The organism is Kaistia geumhonensis (assembly GCF_030815145.1).
Lineage (GTDB): Bacteria > Pseudomonadota > Alphaproteobacteria > Rhizobiales > Kaistiaceae > Kaistia > Kaistia geumhonensis.
In genome coordinates this window covers 3,345,900-3,363,940 of record NZ_JAUSWJ010000001.1, presented here as the reverse complement: position 1 = coordinate 3,363,940, position 18,041 = coordinate 3,345,900, and the positions used below count along the sequence as shown (strand labels likewise).

The 18,041-nt window shown below is 68.8% G+C and carries 14 protein-coding genes; 6 read left to right on the top strand and 8 right to left on the bottom strand.

The window, feature by feature from the left end:
• Nucleotides 1–18: 18 nt before the first annotated feature.
• The gene (gene cpdR / locus QO015_RS15885; RefSeq protein WP_266283108.1) at nt 19–378 is read right to left on the bottom strand and encodes a cell cycle two-component system response regulator CpdR; all 360 of its coding nucleotides are present in this window, start codon (nt 376–378) and stop codon (nt 19–21) included.
• A 231-nt stretch (nt 379–609) separates the two neighbouring features.
• On the opposite strand from cpdR, the gene QO015_RS15880 reads away from it, so the two are divergent.
• On the top strand, nt 610–1,458 hold the full coding sequence (locus QO015_RS15880; protein ID WP_266283110.1) for an N-formylglutamate amidohydrolase: 849 nt from the start codon (nt 610–612) through the stop codon (nt 1,456–1,458).
• Between the two features lie 331 nt (nt 1,459–1,789).
• Complete coding sequence (gene hisN / locus QO015_RS15875; protein ID WP_266283112.1) at nt 1,790–2,569, top strand: histidinol-phosphatase; 780 nt, start codon at nt 1,790–1,792, stop codon at nt 2,567–2,569.
• A gap of 54 nt (nt 2,570–2,623) precedes the next feature.
• Here the strand turns inward: hisN and QO015_RS15870 are convergent, their stop codons facing one another.
• The 4 genes from QO015_RS15870 to QO015_RS15855 all read right to left on the bottom strand — a co-directional run bounded on the left by QO015_RS15870 (nt 2,624) and on the right by QO015_RS15855 (nt 5,758).
• The gene (locus QO015_RS15870) at nt 2,624–3,088 is read right to left on the bottom strand and encodes a FecR family protein (protein ID WP_266283114.1); all 465 of its coding nucleotides are present in this window, start codon (nt 3,086–3,088) and stop codon (nt 2,624–2,626) included.
• Between the two features lie 443 nt (nt 3,089–3,531).
• Nucleotides 3,532–3,948 carry a hypothetical protein gene (locus QO015_RS15865; RefSeq protein WP_266283116.1) on the bottom strand — a complete coding sequence of 139 codons (417 nt, stop codon included), beginning with the start codon at nt 3,946–3,948 and terminating at the stop codon, nt 3,532–3,534.
• 230 nt (nt 3,949–4,178) lie between these two features.
• On the bottom strand, nt 4,179–5,117 hold the full coding sequence (locus QO015_RS15860; protein ID WP_266283117.1) for an alpha/beta fold hydrolase: 939 nt from the start codon (nt 5,115–5,117) through the stop codon (nt 4,179–4,181).
• Nucleotides 5,118–5,341: 224 nt separating this feature from the next.
• Nucleotides 5,342–5,758, bottom strand: coding sequence for a hypothetical protein (locus QO015_RS15855; RefSeq protein ID WP_266283118.1), 417 nt, complete (start codon nt 5,756–5,758; stop codon nt 5,342–5,344).
• A gap of 270 nt (nt 5,759–6,028) precedes the next feature.
• On the opposite strand from QO015_RS15855, the gene QO015_RS15850 reads away from it, so the two are divergent.
• Nucleotides 6,029–6,502, top strand: coding sequence for an Hsp20 family protein (locus QO015_RS15850; protein WP_266283120.1), 474 nt, complete (start codon nt 6,029–6,031; stop codon nt 6,500–6,502).
• Nucleotides 6,503–6,575: 73 nt separating this feature from the next.
• On the opposite strand, the gene QO015_RS15845 is transcribed toward QO015_RS15850, so the two are convergent.
• On the bottom strand, nt 6,576–7,625 hold the full coding sequence (locus QO015_RS15845) for a threonine aldolase family protein (RefSeq protein ID WP_266283122.1): 1,050 nt from the start codon (nt 7,623–7,625) through the stop codon (nt 6,576–6,578).
• Between the two features lie 415 nt (nt 7,626–8,040).
• On the opposite strand from QO015_RS15845, the gene gltB reads away from it, so the two are divergent.
• Together gltB and QO015_RS15835 are read left to right on the top strand one after the other, a co-directional pair.
• Nucleotides 8,041–12,768, top strand: a complete 4,728-nt coding sequence (gltB, locus tag QO015_RS15840; protein ID WP_456152157.1) for a glutamate synthase large subunit — start codon at nt 8,041–8,043, stop codon at nt 12,766–12,768.
• Nucleotides 12,769–12,778: 10 nt separating this feature from the next.
• Complete coding sequence (locus QO015_RS15835; protein WP_266283123.1) at nt 12,779–14,203, top strand: glutamate synthase subunit beta; 1,425 nt, start codon at nt 12,779–12,781, stop codon at nt 14,201–14,203.
• Nucleotides 14,204–14,409: 206 nt separating this feature from the next.
• Here the strand turns inward: QO015_RS15835 and QO015_RS15830 are convergent, their stop codons facing one another.
• Nucleotides 14,410–14,649, bottom strand: coding sequence for a hypothetical protein (locus QO015_RS15830; protein WP_266283124.1), 240 nt, complete (start codon nt 14,647–14,649; stop codon nt 14,410–14,412).
• A gap of 45 nt (nt 14,650–14,694) precedes the next feature.
• On the opposite strand from QO015_RS15830, the gene QO015_RS15825 reads away from it, so the two are divergent.
• Nucleotides 14,695–16,806, top strand: a complete 2,112-nt coding sequence (locus tag QO015_RS15825) for a tetratricopeptide repeat protein (RefSeq protein WP_266283126.1) — start codon at nt 14,695–14,697, stop codon at nt 16,804–16,806.
• A 3-nt stretch (nt 16,807–16,809) separates the two neighbouring features.
• Here the strand turns inward: QO015_RS15825 and QO015_RS15820 are convergent, their stop codons facing one another.
• Nucleotides 16,810–18,018: an SGNH/GDSL hydrolase family protein gene (locus QO015_RS15820; protein ID WP_266283128.1), complete on the bottom strand. Its 1,209-nt coding sequence runs from the start codon at nt 18,016–18,018 to the stop codon at nt 16,810–16,812.
• Nucleotides 18,019–18,041 lie beyond the last annotated feature (23 nt).

The following is an 18,041-nucleotide window of genomic DNA, read 5'->3' as shown; positions in this document are numbered from 1 at the left end:
GCGGGCTGTTGACAACCCTCAGGCCGCGAGCAGGCGCTCGACCTCCGTCACCAGCTCGCGCAGGTGGAAGGGCTTCGACAGCACCTTGGCCTCGCGCGGCGCGTTGGAATCGGGATTGAGCGCGACGGCGGCGAAACCGGTGATGAACATGACCTTGAGGTCGGGGTCGAGTTCGGTCGCGCGACGGGCGAGTTCGATGCCGTCCATCTCCGGCATCACGATGTCGGTGAGGAGCAGCGTGAAGGGCTCCTCGCGGATGCGCTCATATGCGCTGCGCCCATTGTCGAACGAAACGACGTCGTAACCCGCGTTCTGCAGCGCCTTGGCCAGAAAGCGGCGCATGTCGTTGTCGTCTTCGGCGAGAAGGATGCGGTTCATCGGGAATCCATGGCGGGGCACGAGATCGAGGCGGGAGCGCCCGCGCGCGATTCTAGCCGCGCTTCGGGTAAAGATCGAATGAATCGTTCCCTCGGGCCTGCCCGTCGGGCGCCTCGCCTCTCGCGGCAGTGGACTTTACCCCGTCCGCTTTGGCAACATGTCCGGCCAACGACTCCTCCCCGTCCGCGGAGCAGACCCATCCCATTCGACGCGCCCCTCCCGCCCTTCGAGGTGATCGCCCCTGCCGAGCAGCGGATTCCGTTCGTCTTCGATTCGCCGCATAGCGGGCGGTCCTATCCGGCCGACTTCCTCGCCGCCTCGCGGCTCGACGAGCGCGCCATCCGCCGCTCGGAGGACACCTTCGTCGACGAGCTCTTCCTGTCGGTCGTGCGGCTCGGCGCGCCGCTGATGCGCGCCAATTTTCCCCGTGCCTGGCTGGACGTGAACCGCGAGCCCTACGAGCTCGATCCCGGCATGTTCGACGGCGTGCTGCCGCCCTATGCCAATGTCCGCTCCATGCGCGTCGCCGGCGGCCTCGGAACGATCGCGCGGGTCGTGTCGGAGAATGTCGAGATCTATGATCGCCCGCTTCCGGTCGACGCCGCGCTGGAGCGGATCGAGAGCGTCTACAAGCCCTATCACGACCGTCTCGCCGGCCTGCTCGAGGCGACGCGCCGCCGCTTCGGCTTCGCGGTCCTCGTCGATTGCCACTCGATGCCGTCCTCGGTGCGCAGCGCGCCGGGGCGGATGCGGGCCGATTTCGTGCTCGGCGACCGCTACGGCGCGAGCTGCGCCCCGGAGATCGCCGATGTCGCCGCCACCATCCTGTCTCGGCTCGGCTACACGGTCGCGCGCAACAAGCCCTATGCCGGCGGCCACATCACCGAACATTACGGCCGGCCGGCCGAAGGGATCCACGCGCTGCAGATCGAGATCAACCGGGCGCTCTACATGAACGAACGCAGTCTGCAGCCGAATGCCGGCTTCGCGCAGGTCGTGGCCGACCTCGCCATCTTCGCGCGCGAATTGTCCGAGATGCCGGACGGAGGCCTCTGGCCGATGCCACTCGCCGCCGAATGATGGCGCAGGCGGGTCCGGACAAGAAAAAGGGCCGCTCGCGAGGCGATGCGGCCCAAGTCTAGGGAGGAAACGCCCAAGGAGGGCAGCGGAAACTCGACGCCAATCGAGCTACCGCATTGCAATAAAATGCCCGTGCAGTGCAAAAAGATCAAGAGCCAAAATCGGTGATTTGTGCGAACCCCGGCGGAAATCCCGAGACGGGGGTCGTTCCGAAGCCGGCTGGTGCCGCACGGCGCCAAATCATGTTTGAGAATCAGTGACTTGCGTTGCGATCGCCTGCGACGCCCCGCCGCACCGCAGACTGGGCCCAGCGCCCCGGAGAACCGCCTCGATGACCCCTTCGGCCCTGCTTCCCTTCCTCGATCGGCTGGCCGACGCTGCCAGCGAATCGATCATGCCGCATTTCCGGGCAGCCGGCCGGGTCGACAACAAGGCCGCCACCGGCTTCGATCCCGTCACGGCAGGCGACCGCGCTGCCGAGGCGGCCATGCGCGCCCTCATCAACGAGGTTCATCCCGCGCATGGCATCATGGGAGAGGAGTTCGGCAACGAGCGGCTGGACGCGGAGAAAGTCTGGGTGCTCGATCCGATCGACGGCACACGGGCCTTCATTTCCGGCCTGCCGGTCTGGGGCACGCTGATCGGGCTGCTCGACGACGGCCGGCCGGCGCTCGGCATGATGGCACAGCCCTTCACGGGCGAGCGCTTCTCGGGCGACGGGGGAAGCGCGCGCTATACCGGCCCGGGCGGCCCGCGCCCGCTCGCGACGCGGCCCTGCGCGGCGCTGGCCGACGCCGTGATCTCGACCACCACGCCGGCCCTGTTCAAGGGCGCCGAGCGCGATGCCTATCTGCGCGTCGAGGAGCAGGTGCGCCTCGTCCGCTATGGCTATGACTGCTACGCCTATTGCATGGTCGCGGCGGGCTTCATGGACGCGGTCGTCGAGACCGGCCTTCAGGCCTACGATATCGTCGCGCTGATCCCGGTGATCGAAGGCGCCGGCGGGCGCGTGACCAACTGGGAAGGCGGATCGGCGGCCGGCGGCGGCCGTGTCGTCGCCTCGGGCGATGCCCGGCTGCACGAGCGGATCCTGGAAGCGCTCGCCGGCTGATCCCCAAGGCGATGGATCTCCGCATGACGCGGAGATCCTTGTCGCGATCATGCTCTACTGGCTGATCGGAATAAGCGGGCGGTCTTTGTCATTATTGATGAAAGGCACCGCAATGGCGCCGACAATGACACCGCCTGTCAGCACGGTCGTCAGGTTCAAGCGACCGCTACGGCCACTGCTAACGCCACCGACGACGCCGAAACCGCTGCGAAAAACCGTGTCGCCACCAGACTGCGCAGCAACCTGCGTGGTCTGCTTGCAGGCATCCGACTTGACCACCGTGGTGATCGAGTTGGCGGCCAGCGTCTTCTTGCAGCCGTCGGCATAGGCGAGAACCGCCTTGCCGCCGCGAGTGACCATCACGCGGCTGCCGACCGCGACGTCGGAAGCCGCACTCACCTTCCTGAAACCCTTGCCGCTGTCGACCAAGACGGATCCCGAGACATCGGAAAGCGTCGCCGCCGAAGCCGCCGAAACAAAGGCGATTATCGCGGCCGAGCTCATTACGAGACGGATCATAAGTTCCCCCAACAATGACGGCCGCCTGATCAAGACGTCCGTTCCCCCGGATAACGCGGCGAACTGTACTCTACTGCGCTGCGCTATCAAGGATGGGTGTCAGGGAAAACCCTCAAAGTCCCTCATGAGCAATCAGCCGGAGCGGGATGATTTCTCTGTTCGATGAGCGCTTCTGCAGTCAATGCACGACGGAACGGAGGCTGCGGCCCTCTCGACCGGATGTGCGCGCATCGCGCCCCCTTGCGTCCGCCGCAGCGATCGAGACCGGACCGCTCGCCCGCCTCCGCCAGCGCCGACGGGAACGACAGGGACGCTGACGAGGCGGCGAAGGCCGGCCTCGGATCACGCGCCTGCCGCGCGGCAAGCTGATCACCGCCCACCTACCGATCCCTGAAAGACGATGGATCTCCGCTCAGCGCGGAGATCCGTCTTGCGGTCGAGCCTTACTGGCTGACCGGAATGAATGGCGTGTCGTTGTCCTGCGACGCACCGATGATGATCGCCGCAGCGCCGCCAATGACGACGCCGCCACCGATGACCATGGTCGGGGTCAGACCGAGACCGCCGCCCGACTGGGCCGCGACCTGGCTCGACTGCGCGCAGGCACCCGAATCGACCACCGTGGTGATCGAGTTGGCGGCCAGCGACTTCTCGCAGCCGTCGGCATAGGCGAGCATCGCCTTGCCGCCGCGGGTCACCATCACGCGGCTGCCGACGGGAACGTCGGAAGTCGCGCTTACCTTCTTGAAGCCCTGGCCGCTGTCTACGAGGACGGATCCCGAGACATCGGAGAGCGTTGCAGCGGAGGCCGCCGACGCGAAAGCGAAGACAGCGACCGCGCTCGTTACGAGACGGATCATGGTTTCTCCAATGAGTCCGGCCGGCACTCCGGCCGCCCGTAACACCCCTCAGCCCGCGGTCATCGTACTATATTGCGACGCATATTCAATGCCGCATCGCAGCATAAATCGAAAAATCAAACTATCTCAATGAGAAGAGTCCAGCAAGTATACACGCCTTATCGATTATTGGCCATATGATCGGTGTAAGCCGAATAGACGATCAGTCGAATGGACAATAGGCCGACTGCTCATGCGCCGGGGATGAAGGCGTCGAAGGCAGCCCAGAAGGCGGAGCGGATGTCGTCGCGCTCCATCAGGATCTCGTGCCGGGCGCCCCGGATGACAACCTGGCGACCGAGGCGGATGCGGCGGATGAGCCGCTCGGTCGCGACAGGCTTCACCACCCGGTCGGCGCCCGCGCTGACCGCGAGGACCGGTGTCGCGATGGCCGCGGCGAAGCCCGGCCTCGAGGCTTCGCGCATAGCCGCGCAGGCGGCATGGAGCCAGCCGATCGTCGGCGGCCCGATGGCGAGGTCGGGGCGATCGCGGACGATGGCCAGCATGCGCGAGAAGCGCCGCGCATCGCCGGTGAGCGGATTGCCCTCGAAGCTTCGCTCCTCGACCCGGACGAGCGAGGCGCCCGGCGGATAGAAATCGCCGAGACCGGCCGCGGTCAGGAGGCCCGACAGTCCGTCGACGAACCAGCCGGGTGGATTCATGGACCCGAGGCCGATGAGCGGCGCCGTCAGGACAGTGCGCGAGAAGGGCGTGTCCCGGCCGCGCAGGGCGCGAAGCAGGATCAGCGCCCCGGTCGAATGGGCGAGCGCGAAGCGTGGCTCCGGCGTCTCGGCACGCAGCAGCGAGGCCGTGAAGGCGGCGAGGTCGCGGTCGTAGTCGGCGAAGTCGTCGACATGGCCCTTGAGCGGATTGGCGAGGCCGCGATCCGAGCCGCCCTGCCCGCGCCAGTCCAGAGCGGCGACGACAAAGCCGCGCGCGACGAGTTCGCCGATGACCTCATAGTATTTCTCGATCGTCTCGGCGCGGCCCTGGAGGAGCGCCACGGTGCCGCGTGGCTGCCCGGCGGGACGCACCAGCGCGGCGCGCAGCCGGACACCGTCGCCGGCGGTGACCGTGCGCGCCTCGAGACCCTCCGGCATCGGATTGTCGGGCAGGGAAATGAAGCGCATCGGGCGGTCGGCCTCCGTTCCTCGATCGGCCGCTCTCGGCACCAAGGCTGGCGAGGATAGCGGCGGGTCGCCGTCCCGCAAGGGGCAAGGACTTCGCGCAGGGTCGGGCGCTTCGCGCAAGGACGGGGCAGTCACGACAGGAAGGCCGGCGGCGTCTTGGGATGACGCCGCCGGCCACGGTCCACCGGCCGCGGGCGGGCGGATAGCGGCCGGTGGCGCCGTTGTCAGCGGCCCCAGCCGGGGCCGTAGCCGCCGCCGCGCCAGCCATCGGCCGGGCGCTGGCGGATCACGTCGCCCGAACGGGCATCGACGACGAGGATGAGGTCGCGGCCGCGGGCGCTGGCCCTGACGATGGTCACGTCGCGCTTCTGGTCGAGGATGCGGACGTTGCGATAGCCCTGCCAGCCGAGGGCGCGGGCGAGGCGCCAGGGCGGCATGCGCCAGGAGCGCGCGGGCGGGGCGACCTCGTAGCCCCGGCGATCCTCGAAGCCGGGGCCGCGGCCATTGTCCCAGCCGGGGCCGCCGGTCTCCTGATAGCCGAAGCGGGAGCCGCCGACCGGGCGGTAGTCATAGCTGTCGGCGAGCGCGGGCAGCGTCAGGGCGCCGACGAGAAGCGACGAGGCGAGAAGGGTCTTGAGCATGACCGGGGTCTCCAGGAGAGGCCCGGCGGGCTGGATCGCCGCCGGAATGTCGCCACCTTAGGAGCCCCCGGCTGAACCCTGTCCGAAGGCGGTGTTCATCCCCCGTTCAGCCTTCGCCGCCCCCTCTTGAAGGCCGAAAACCCCTCACCATATCGAGCATGCGGGCGCCAGATCGGGCCCGCCGGCCACCGCGGCGCGATCCGGGCCTCAAAGGGCGGATCGATGCGAAGGCGAGCCGAAACATCCTGTCGCTCTCAAGGAGGACTTGTCATGCGCACGTTCGATCTCACCCCCCTCTATCGTTCCACCGTCGGTTTCGACCGTCTCTTCTCGCTGCTCGACCAGGCCGCCGGCGTCGACAGCGCGCCCGCCTATCCGCCCTACAATATCGAGCGGACCGGCGAGAACGCCTATCGCATCACGCTCGCCGTGGCCGGCTTCGGCCAGAATGAGCTTTCGATCGAGTCGCGCCAGAACGCGCTGATCGTGAAGGGAGAGAAGAAGGTCGAGGAGAGCCGTGACGGAGAGGTGCTCTATCGCGGCATCGCCGGCCGCAGCTTCGAGCGCCGCTTCCAGCTCGCCGACCATGTGGAGGTAAAGGGCGCGAGCCTCGAGAACGGGCTGCTCCATATCGATCTCGTCCGCGAGATTCCGGAGGCGATGAAGCCCCGGCAGATCGCCATCGTCGGCGCCAATGCGAACGCCAAGACGATCGAGAACACGATCGAGCAGCAGGCCGCCTGATCGGTTTTCCCGATCGATCGAGTCTCGGATGACCGGACGCCCCGCCTCGCGCGGGGCGTCTTTTTTTGTGCCGTCAGTCGAGAAGGCCGAGGAACTGCTCGATCTCGGCATCCTCGGTGCGGAACGAGGTGACGAGCCGCACCAGGACCTCGCCCGCGTCGGGTTCGGCGACGCCGAGGGCCGGGGCCGGCCAGTCGTAGTAGCGCGCGCCCGCCGATTGCAGGCGGCGATGCGTTTCCACGGAAAGACAGGCGAAGACCTCGTTGCCGGCCGGCCGCAGCGCCAGCCGCGCCGACTGGGATCGCTCGATCCCGTCGGCGAGCGCGCGTGCCGCCGCATTGGCATGGCGCGCGAGATCCAGCCAGTGATCGTCGGCGAGCCAGGCGGCGAACTGCGCCGCCACGAAACGGCCCTTCGAGAAGACATGGCCGGCGCGCTTGCGCTGGAACTCGAAGCCGTTCGCCTTTTCGGGATCGAAGAACACAACCGCCTCGGCGGCGAAGCAGCCGTTCTTGGTCGCGCCGAGCGACAGCATGTCGACGCCGGCGCGCCAGGTGACGTCCGCAGGCCGGCAGCCGAGCCCGGCGACGGCATTGGCGAAGCGCGCCCCATCCATGTGCAGCGGCAGGCCGGCCTCGAGCGCGACGGCGGCGAGCGCCGCGATCTCCTCGGGCGCATAGGCGGTTCCGGCCTCCGTGAGCTGGCTGATCGAGACCGCCATGGGCTGGCCGTGGAAGACGAATTCGGCCGGATATCGGGCGATCGCCGCGCCGAGCGCCTCGGGCACGAGCTTGCCGCCGGGCCCCTCGATGCCGGCGAGGCGAGCCCCGCCCGTCAGGAATTCCGGCGCGCCGGCCTCGTCGGCGGCGATATGCGCATGGCTGTGGCAGAAGACGACGCCGCCCGGCCGCGAGACATGGGCGAGCGCCAGCGCATTGGCCGCCGTGCCGGTCGCGACGAAGAAGGCGGCAACCTCGCGCTCGAAGAAGCGCGACAGCGCAGCCGTCACCTCCTGCGTCACCGGGTCGGCGCCGTAGGCCGGCGCATGCCCGCCGGCCGCCACGAGAAGCGCCTCGGCCACGCGGCTCGAGGCACCGGTCCAGTTGTCGCTCGAAAAGATCATGGTCCGAGCTATCCGACGCGAATCGCCCCGAGGCAAGCCTCGGCGCCGCAGAAATCGCCGCGGCGCAATAAAACTGCGTGCCGGACCGCCGCCGCCGACCGGAAAGTTCGATTGCCTCGCCGCCGCCGAAACAAACATAATGGAAGCCGTCCAGGGTGCTTGCGCAGCCGGACGATCTCTGGCATTTTGGCGCGCTTTTAATAGGACAGGATTACTGTCCCATTTCGGGCGTGCGACAGGACGCGGCGTGGCGTCGCGCCTCTCGCCATGCAAGCTTCGGGAACGGAACTTGCTTCTGATGGTCCGGGCTCCGCCGCAGGCGTTGCGGCGCGGTTTCGGCAGTGGGGGAATGACCGGCGGGCGGCCTGGGCCGCGGCGTCGGCGGGTTCACGACATAAAGAGCGAGGGCATCGAGATGCCGATGGCGAAGAGCGAGACGGAAATGCGACTGGCGGCTGCGGGCACCACCCGCACGACCAAAGACGCCGCCGCTCGCGCGGCTGCCGGCATCGAGAGGCAAGGCTTCCCGGCGCAGGGTCTCTATGATCCGCGCAACGAGCACGATGCCTGCGGCGTCGGCTTCATCGCCAACCTGCGCAACGAGAAGTCGCACCGCATCGTCAAGAGCGGCCTCGAGATCGTGCAGAACCTCACCCATCGCGGCGCGGTCGGTGCCGACCCCCTGATGGGCGACGGCGCCGGCATGCTCGTGCAGATCCCGCATCGCTTCTTCTCGGAAGAGGCGGCGCGGCTCGGCTTCGAGCTCGGCGCGCCGGGCACCTACGCCGTCGGCTTCCTCTTCCTGCCGCAGGACGCTGAAATCCGCGCCGGCATGGAGAAGCTCGTCGAGGAGGTCGTGCAGGAAGAGGGGCAGGTTCTGCTCGGCTGGCGCGACGTGCCCGTCGACAACTCCTCCCTGTCGAGGGCGCCCGACATCGCCGCCACGGAGCCGTTCCACCGCCAGGTGTTCATCGGCCGCGGCAAGCTCATCGAGAGCGAAGCGGAGTTCGAGCGGCGGCTGTTCATCATTCGCAAGGTGATCTCGAACCGGATCTATTCCGCCTATTCCGGCCTCGACAACGACTTCTATGTCGTGTCGCTGTCGGCGCGGACCATCGTCTACAAGGGCATGTTCCTCGCCTACCAGCTCGGCGACTACTACCGCGACTTCCACGACGAGCGCTTCGAGAGCGCGCTCGCGCTCGTGCACCAGCGCTTCTCGACCAACACCTTCCCGTCCTGGCGCCTCGCCCATCCCTACCGGATGGTGGCGCATAACGGCGAGATCAACACCGTCCGCGGCAACGTCAATTGGATGGCGGCGCGGCAGGCCTCGGTCGATTCCGAGCTCTACGGCAACGACATCTCGAAGCTGTGGCCGATCTCCTATGAAGGGCAGTCGGACACCGCCTGCTTCGACAACGCGCTCGAGTTCCTCGTGCAGGGCGGCTATTCGCTGCCGCATGCCGCGATGATGCTCATTCCCGAGGCCTGGGCGGGCAACCCGCTGATGGACGAGGAGCGGCGCGCCTTCTACGAATATCATGCGGCGCTGATGGAGCCCTGGGACGGGCCGGCGGCGGTCGCCTTCACCGACGGCCGCCAGATCGGCGCGACGCTCGATCGCAACGGCCTGCGGCCCGCGCGCTATCTCGTGACCGAGGACGGCGATGTCGTGCTGGCCTCGGAAGCCGGCGTGCTGCCGATTCCGGAGGAGAAGATCGTCACCAAGTGGCGCCTCCAGCCGGGCAAGATGCTGCTCATCGACCTCGAGCAGGGCCGCATCGTCTCCGACGAGGAAATCAAGCATCAGCTCGCGACCAAGCTGCCCTACCAGGCCTGGCTCGAGCGCACGCAGATCGTGCTGGAAGACCTGCCGCCCGTGCCTCCGCGCGCCCCGCGCACGGATGTGAGCCTGCTCGACCGCCAGCAGGCCTTCGGCTACACGACCGAGGACCTCAAGCTCCTGATGGCGCCTATGGCGACCACCGGGCAGGAGGCGGTCGGCTCCATGGGCACGGACACCCCGATCTCCGTGCTCTCGGACAAGTCGAAGCTGCTCTACACCTATTTCAAGCAGAACTTCGCGCAGGTCACCAACCCGCCGATCGACCCGATCCGCGAGGAGCTCGTGATGAGCCTCGTCTCGTTCATCGGGCCGCGGCCGAACCTCTTTGACCTGTCGGGCGCCGGCCGCCGCAAGCGGCTCGAGGTCCGTCAGCCGATCCTGGAGAACGGCGACCTCGAGAAGATCCGCGCCATCGGCGAGCTGGACGACAACCCGTTCCAGTCGAAGACGCTCGACATCACCTATGCGGCCGACAAGGGCGCCGAGGGCATGGCCGACGCGCTCGAGCGGCTCTGCGAGCGCGCCGAGGCGGCCGTGCATGGCGGCTACAACATCATCATCCTCTCGGATCGCATGGTGGGGCCGGAGCGCATCCCGATCCCGGCTCTGCTCGCCACCGCCGGCGTGCACCATCATCTGATCCGCAAGGGCCTGCGCACCTCGGTCGGTCTCGTCGTGGAGACGGGCGAGGCACGCGAGGTGCATCACTTCTGCGTGCTGGCCGGCTATGGCGCCGAGGCGATCAACCCCTATCTCGCCTTCGAGACGCTGACCGACATGAAGAAGGACTTCCCCGAGGAAGTCGACGCGGAGGAACTCGTCCACCGCTACGTCAAGTCGATCGACAAGGGCATCCTGAAGGTCATGTCCAAGATGGGCATCTCGACCTACCAGTCCTATTGCGGCGCGCAGATCTTCGACGCGGTCGGCCTCTCGACCGCCTTCGTCGACCGCTATTTCTTCGGCACCGCCACCACGATCGAGGGTGTCGGGCTGCGCGAGATCGCGGAGGAGACGGTTCGCCGGCATGCCGAGGCGTTCGGCAATGTGGCGATCCTGAAGTCGACGCTCGACATCGGCGGCGAATACAACTTCCGCAAGCGCGGCGAGCGCCATGCCTGGACGCCGGATTCGGTCGCGAACCTGCAGCATGCGGTGCGCGTCGGCTCCTGGTCGCGCTATGAGGACTATGCCCGCGAGATGAACGAGCAGGCCAAGGCGCTGCTCACCATCCGCGGCCTGTTCGAGATCCGCCTCGCCGACGAGGTCGGGCTGGCGCCCGTGCCGCTCGACGAGGTCGAGCCGGCCTCGGAGATCGTCAAGCGCTTCGTCACCGGCGCCATGTCGTTCGGCTCGATCTCGCGCGAGGCGCATACGACGCTCGCCATCGCCATGAACCGGATCGGCGGCAAGTCGAACACCGGCGAGGGCGGCGAGGAGGCGGAGCGCTTCCTTCCGCTCCCCAACGGCGACACCATGCGCTCGGCGATCAAGCAGGTCGCCTCGGGACGCTTCGGCGTGACCACCGAGTATCTCGTCAATTCCGACGTGATGCAGATCAAGGTCGCGCAGGGCGCCAAGCCCGGCGAAGGCGGCCAGCTGCCCGGCCACAAGGTGGACGCGACCATCGCCAAGGTCCGCCACTCGACGCCGGGCGTCGGCCTCATCTCGCCGCCGCCGCATCACGACATCTATTCGATCGAGGATCTGGCGCAGCTCATCTTCGATCTGAAGAACGTCAACCCCGCGGCTGACGTGTCGGTGAAGCTCGTCTCCGAGGTCGGTGTCGGCACGGTCGCCGCCGGCGTCGCCAAGGCGCGCGCCGACCACATCACCGTGTCGGGCTTCGAGGGTGGCACCGGCGCTTCGCCGCTGACCTCGCTGAAGCATGCCGGCAGCCCGTGGGAGATCGGCCTCGCCGAGACGCAGCAGACTCTGGTGCTGAACGGGCTGAGATCGCGCGTCGCCCTGCAGGTCGACGGCGGCTTCCGCACGGGACGCGACGTCGTGATCGGCGCGCTGCTCGGCGCGGACGAGTTCGCCTTCTCGACGGCGCCGCTGATCGCGGCCGGCTGCGTGATGATGAGGAAGTGCCACCTCAACACCTGCCCCGTCGGCATCGCGACGCAGGACCCGGTGCTCAGGAAGCGCTTCAAGGGCACGCCCGAGGACGTGATCAACTTCTTCTTCTTCGTCGCCGAGGAAGTCCGCCAGCTGCTCGCCTCGATGGGCGCGCGCAGCCTGGAGGAAATCATCGGCCAGTCGGACCGGCTGGAAAAGAAGAAGGCGATCGCCCACTGGAAGGCCGAGGGCGTCGACTTCACCAAGCTGTTCTTCAAGCCCGACGCGCCGCGCGATGCGATCCGCCATACCGAGCGACAGAAGCATCCGATCGACGCCGTGCTCGACCGCCGCCTCATCGCCGAGGCGATGCCGGCGCTCGAAAGCGGCACGCCCGTCAAGATCAGCGCGCTGATCAAGAACACCGACCGTTCGGCGGGCGCGATGCTCTCCGGCGAGGTGGCGAAGCGCTATGGCGGCGACGGCCTGCCGGACGGCACCATCGCCGTGACGCTGACCGGCACCGCCGGCCAGAGCTTCGGCGCCTTCCTCGCGCGCGGCGTCTCGATCGACCTCGTCGGCGAAGGCAACGACTATGTCGGCAAGGGCCTCTCCGGAGGACGCATCGTCGTGCGCCCGGCACCGGAGAGCCGCGTCGTGCCGGAACAGTCGATCATCGTCGGCAACACGGTGCTCTACGGCGCCACCGACGGCGAGGCCTATTTCCGCGGCGTCGCCGGCGAGCGCTTCTCCGTGCGCAACTCGGGCGCCATCGCGGTGGTCGAGGGCTGCGGCGATCACGGCTGCGAATACATGACCGGCGGCGTGGTGGTCGTCATCGGCCAGACCGGGCGCAACTTCGCGGCCGGCATGTCCGGCGGCATCGCCTATGTGCTCGACGAGGACGGCAGCTTCTCCTCGCGCTGCAACCTGTCGATGGTCGAGATCCAGCCCGTCCAGGAAGAGGACGACCTGCTCGAGAAGCTGCATCACCATGGCGGCGACATCGAGCACAAGGGCCGGATCGACATCTCCGACATGAACCGGTTCGACGACGAGCGTCTGCACCGGCTGATCTCGCAGCACCTGCACTATACCGGGTCGGAGCGCGCGAAGACGATCCTCGACAACTGGGCGGACTATCGCCCGAAATTCCGGAAGGTGATGCCGGTCGAGTACCGGCGTGCGCTGATCGAAATGGAACGTGCCCGCTACGGCGTGGCGGCCGAGTGAGGGGTGGGGAATGGGTAAGGTAACGGGCTTCCTGGAGATCGACCGCCAGGACCAGAAGTACCAGCCGGCCTCCGACAGGATCCGGCATTTCCGCGAGTTCACGCTCCGCCTCAGCGATCACGAAGTGTCGCGCCAGGCGGCGCGCTGCATGGATTGCGGCATTCCCTATTGCCACGGCGATACGGGCTGCCCGGTCCATAACCAGATTCCGGACTGGAACGACCTCGTCTATTCGGGCGACTGGCAGGAGGCCTCGCGCAACCTGCACTCGACCAACAACTTCCCGGAATTCACCGGCCGCGTCTGCCCGGCGCCGTGCGAGGAGGCTTGCACGCTCAATCTCGAGAACGTGCCGGTCGCCATCAAGTCGGTCGAGCAGGCGATCGCCGACAAGAGCTTCGAGAACGGCTGGATCAAGCCGGAAATCCCGGCATCGCGCACCGGCCGCAAGGTCGCGGTCGTCGGCTCCGGCCCGGCCGGCCTCGCGGCGGCACAGCAGCTGGCGCGCGCCGGCCACGACGTTCATGTCTTCGAGCGCGAGCCGAAGGCGGGCGGCCTGCTGCGCTACGGCATCCCCGACTTCAAGATGGAAAAGCATCTCATCGACCGCCGCGTGGCGCAGATAGAGGCCGAGGGCGTCACCTTCCACTACGGCGTCGATGTCGGCCATACGCTTCCGGTCGACACGCTGATCGCCGACCATGACGCGGTGCTGCTCGCCGGCGGCGCCGAGGAGCCGCGCGATCCGAAGCTGCCGGGCTCGGAGCTCGAGGGCGTCCACTACGCGATGCCGTTCCTCGTGCAGCAGAACCGTCGCGTCGGCCGCGAGGATGTCGGCACCGAGGAGCCGATCATCGCCACCGGCCGCCGCGTCGTCGTCGTCGGCGGCGGCGATACCGCCTCCGACTGCGTCGGCACCTCGTTCCGCCAGGGCGCGCTGGCCGTGACGCAGCTCGACATCCGCCCGATGCCGCCGCTGCGCGAAGAGAAGCTGACGGTCTGGCCCTATTGGCCGACCAAGTTCCGCACCTCCTCCTCGCAGGCCGAAGGCGCCGAGCGCGAATTCGCCTGCGCGACGCTGCGGGTCGTCGGCAAGAACGGCAAGGTCACCGGCGTCGAATGCGCCCGCGTCGACGAGAAGCGCCGTCCGATCGAGGGCACGGAGTTCATCATCCGCGCCGACCTCGTCTTCCTCGCGATCGGCTTCGCCGGCCCGAAGAAGCAGGGCCTGATCGCCGAGCTCGGCCCCGAGCTCGACCGGCGCGGCAATGTGCAGGCCGATACGGACCGCTACCGCACCTCGGTCGACAAGGTCTATGCCGCCGGCGACATGCGGCGCGGCCAGTCGCTCGTCGTCTGGGCGATCCGCGAGGGCCGTCAGGCCGCCCACGCCATCGACCGCGACCTGATGGGCGCCACCAGCCTGCCCTGGTAGGCGGCTGCAAGGGTCAGCTCGACAGCAAGACCCCCTCCCCGCCCCTCCCCCGCTTCGCGGGAGAGGGGGCGCCCGGCCACTCGCGGCGACGCCGACGAGGGCCGCGGTTCGGCCCTCTCCGTCCTTGCAGGGAACTAGAGAGGGGGGCGACGGAGGTAGAACCGATTCCACCCCGGGCTGAAAGGCTCTAGACTCCCCCGATCGGTTCACGCCATCGGGGGACGGCGACCATCCGCTTCATCCGCGCCATCGCCATCCTGCGCGCCGGCTTCGCCAGCCGCGTCTTTGCGCTGTCTGCCGCGCTGGCCGTCGGTCTTTTCCTCATTCTCGCGGCGGCGGGTCATGCCGAGCAGAAGGGCGATAGCCTCGACGCCGCGACGATCGGCGCGCTGCAGGCCTTCGCGCCGCCGGGCTTCACGGGCTCGCGCGCCTGCGCGACGTGCCATCAGCCGGAGTTCGACGCCTGGAAGGGCTCCGACCACGCGCATGCGATGATGGTCGCGACGCCGGAGACCGTCGCCGGAGACTTTTCCGGCGTCACGGCCGAGCACCTCGGCGCCAAGGCGCGGTTCTATCGCGACGGCGACCGGTTCATGGTCGAGACCGATGGCAAGGACGGGGCGCCGCACGCCTTCGCGATCAGCCACACCTTCGGCGTCTATCCGCTGCAGCAATATCTCGTCACGTTCCCCGATGGCCGGCTGCAGGCCCTCCCCTTCGCATGGGATACGCGCTCCAAAGCGGAGGGCGGCCAGCGCTGGTTCCACCTCTACCAGGACCAGCCCATCCCCGCGTCCGATCCGCTGCACTGGACGCGCGGCCAGCAGAACTGGAACTACATGTGTGCCGAATGCCATGTGACGGCGATCGGCAAGGGCTACGACGCGGCGAAGGACACGTTCAGCACGACCTTCGCGGAGATCAGCGTCGGCTGCGAAAGCTGCCACGGCGCCGGCGCCGCGCATGTCGCCTGGGCCAAGGCCGGTGCGAGCAAGACGGTGCCCAATGCCGGTTTCGCGAGCGTCGCCGCCAGCCGGCCGGCCCCCGACTGGACACCGGACCCGGCGACCGGGAGCCCGGCCCATGGCGTCTCGCGCCCGGCAGGCGACAGCGTCGAGACCTGTGCCCGCTGCCATTCCCGGCGCGGCACGCTGTCGGAAGACTGGCATCCGGGCCACCCGATCGCCGACACCCATCGCGAGGCGCTGCTGGCGCCGGATCTCTTCTTCGACGACGGGCAGATGAAGGACGAGGTCTTCAACGACCAGGCCTTCAAGCAGAGCCTCATGTATGCGCGCGGCGTCGTCTGCACCGATTGCCACGACGCGCACAGCGAGCGGCTGAAGGCCGAAGGCGCGGCGGTGTGCAGCCAGTGCCACATGCCGGAGAAGTTCGCGACCGAGGCCCATAGCGGGCATCCGGCCGGACCGGGCGCGCCGGATTGCATCTCCTGCCACATGCCGGCGCGCACCTATATGGTGGTCGACCAGCGGCACGATCACTCCTTCCGCATTCCGCGGCCCGATCTCTCGGTGAGCCTCGGCACGCCCAATGCGTGCAACAGCTGCCACGCCGACAAGTCCGCCGGATGGGCTGCGGACGCCGTGGCGCGCTGGCACGGGCCGGACCGCAAGGGCTTCCAGAGCTGGGGCGAGGCCTTCCATCTCGGACGTCAGGGCAACCCGGCTGCGCGCGCGAGACTGATCGCGCTCGCGACGGCGCCGGCTGTGCCGGCCATCGCCCGCGCAACGGCGATCTCGGAGTTGCAGCGCTTCCCCTCCGCCGCGACGGCAGCGGCCGTGACAGGCGCGCTCGCCGATCCCGACCCTCTGGTGCGGGCGACGGCCGTGGATGCTCTCGACGGCCGGCCGATCGAGGAGCGCTGGCAGCTCGCCGGTCCGCTTCTCGCCGATCCGGTCCTGCTGGTGCGCCTCTCCGCCGCCGCGCTCCTTGCCGACCTGCCGCTCGAGCGTGTACCGCCGGAGGATCGCTCCCGTGCCGAGGCGGCCTTCGCCGAATATGAGAAGACGCAAAGGTTCGACGCCGACCGCCCGGAGGGCCGCGCCAATCTCGCCACCTTCCTGGCGCGCCGCGGCGATGCGGTCGGCGCGGAAGCGGAGCTCAAGGCGGGATTGACGCTGGAGCCCGCCGCGGCCGGTCTTTCCGTCAACCTCGCCGATCTCTATCGCGCCCTCGGTCGGGAGAGCGAGGCCGAGGCCGTGCTGCGGGAGGCGATCGGCCGGTCGCCCGACGCGGCGGCGCCGCATTTCGCGCTCGGGCTGACGCTGGTGCGCCAGCGGCGCTATGACGAGGCGCTGGCGCAGCTGGAGAAGGCAGCGCGGCTCGCGCCGGGCGATGCGCACTACGCCTATGTCTATGCCGTGGCGCTCCAGTCGACCGGCGCACCGGACAAGGCCAAGGCGGTGGTCGGAGAGGCGCTGGCGCGGCTTCCCTACGATCCCGAACTGCTGTCCTTCGCGCTCGACGGCGCACTCAAGGCGCGCGATGCCGCCCTTGCGCTGCCTCTGGCCGAACGGCTGTCGGCCATGCAGCCGGACAATGGCGGCGTCGCGGGCCTCGTGCGGCAATTGAAGGGCGAGTAGCGCTCAGCGCGGCGCCGCGGCCGGCAGGATGACGACGCCGTCGACGGCGCTCGTTCCGCCGGTGACGGCCGGGGCCGGCGGATGCCATGTGAAGTCGTCGGCGCGGCCCCGCGGTGCCGGGGGCAGCGCCGTGCCACCGGTGAGCGCCGCGACCGGATCCGGCAAAGGCTGCGCCGGCGTGTCGCCGGCAAGCGGTGTTCCCGGCGGGGGCGGCGCCGGGTCGGTCAGCGACATCACCGGCCCGACGAGCCGCTGCGTGCCGTCCGCGCCGATCTCGACCGTCGCGCTCGGATTGAGCGTCTGCGCGGCGCCGGGGCCGGCCGTGCCGTTGCCGAGGTCGCGCTCGACATAGAAGGCGAGCTTGCGCCGGCCGACCTTGGTGAAGTTGATGCCGTCGCCGGATCTCAGCTGCCGCACCTGGCCGTCCATGTCCGGGCCGCGCAGGACGAACTTGCCGTCCTCGCCGGCGAAGCCGTCCCAGACATCGACGAAGCGCATGCCGGCCGCCTCGGCCTTTTCCTTGAAGAGCGTGTTGAGGAAGGCCATGTCCGCCGAGCCGTCGGCCGAGCGGAGCGGCGGCTCGCCGACCCAGATCACTGGGCGCCCGGTCGCCTTCAGCGCCGCCACGAAGCGGTCCACGCGCTCGGCATAGGCGGCATCCCAGGCGTCGGAACGGAGCGCGAGATTGCCGGCCGCCGCGCGGATGGCCTGACGGTCGTTGATGCCGATCATCACGACGATCATGTCCGGCGCCACGTCGGCGACGAGGTCCGGCAGGCTCGCCGTCCAGTCGTAGTGATCATCCCGCACGAGCCCCGACGAGCCGTCGCTTCGGTCGAGCACGACATGGGTCGGGTCATCGGCGAAGGCCTGGTCGAGCCCCCAGGCGAGGCCCGAGGCGACGAAATCGCCGATCACCAGCACCTTCTTGGCGTCGTCGTTCTTCGGCGCGATCTCGGCGACCGGGAAGCTCGGCTCGGCCGGCTGCGCGGGTCGGGCCGGCGCCGCCTTGCGCCGCTGCTGCTGGGCCGGACGCTGGGGCGGCTGGCCGCGCCCGGCGCCGGGCGCGTTCGGGATGGCCCCGGGCGGCGGCGCAACCTCGCGCTCACCGCCGAAAAGGCCGCCGAAGAAGCCGCGCGACTGGGCGGGCGCGGGGGTCGCGAGGACCGCCGCGAGGATGGCGACAAGCATGTATCCGGCGAGCCGGCGCATGGCTCCCATCCGCGCTTCACCCC

Coding starts and splice junctions, on each gene's coding strand:
- QO015_RS15860 (WP_266283117.1), bottom strand. CDS start 5,117: ATGCGCTTCATTTCCCTGCCCGACAATCCGATGCCGGAGGGTCTCGAG.
- QO015_RS15820 (WP_266283128.1), bottom strand. CDS start 18,018: ATGCGCCGGCTCGCCGGATACATGCTTGTCGCCATCCTCGCGGCGGTC.
- hisN (WP_266283112.1), top strand. CDS start 1,790: ATGACCCCTTCGGCCCTGCTTCCCTTCCTCGATCGGCTGGCCGACGCT.
- QO015_RS15825 (WP_266283126.1), top strand. CDS start 14,695: ATGATGGTCGCGACGCCGGAGACCGTCGCCGGAGACTTTTCCGGCGTC.
- QO015_RS15870 (WP_266283114.1), bottom strand. CDS start 3,088: ATGATCCGTCTCGTAATGAGCTCGGCCGCGATAATCGCCTTTGTTTCG.
- QO015_RS15845 (WP_266283122.1), bottom strand. CDS start 7,625: ATGATCTTTTCGAGCGACAACTGGACCGGTGCCTCGAGCCGCGTGGCC.
- QO015_RS15855 (WP_266283118.1), bottom strand. CDS start 5,758: ATGCTCAAGACCCTTCTCGCCTCGTCGCTTCTCGTCGGCGCCCTGACG.
- QO015_RS15835 (WP_266283123.1), top strand. CDS start 12,779: ATGGGTAAGGTAACGGGCTTCCTGGAGATCGACCGCCAGGACCAGAAG.
- cpdR (WP_266283108.1), bottom strand. CDS start 378: ATGAACCGCATCCTTCTCGCCGAAGACGACAACGACATGCGCCGCTTT.
- QO015_RS15850 (WP_266283120.1), top strand. CDS start 6,029: ATGCGCACGTTCGATCTCACCCCCCTCTATCGTTCCACCGTCGGTTTC.
- QO015_RS15865 (WP_266283116.1), bottom strand. CDS start 3,948: ATGATCCGTCTCGTAACGAGCGCGGTCGCTGTCTTCGCTTTCGCGTCG.
- QO015_RS15830 (WP_266283124.1), bottom strand. CDS start 14,649: ATGGCACGTCGCGCAGGCGCGCGAGCCCGTGAAGCCCGGCGGCGCGAA.
- gltB (WP_456152157.1), top strand. CDS start 8,041: ATGCCGATGGCGAAGAGCGAGACGGAAATGCGACTGGCGGCTGCGGGC.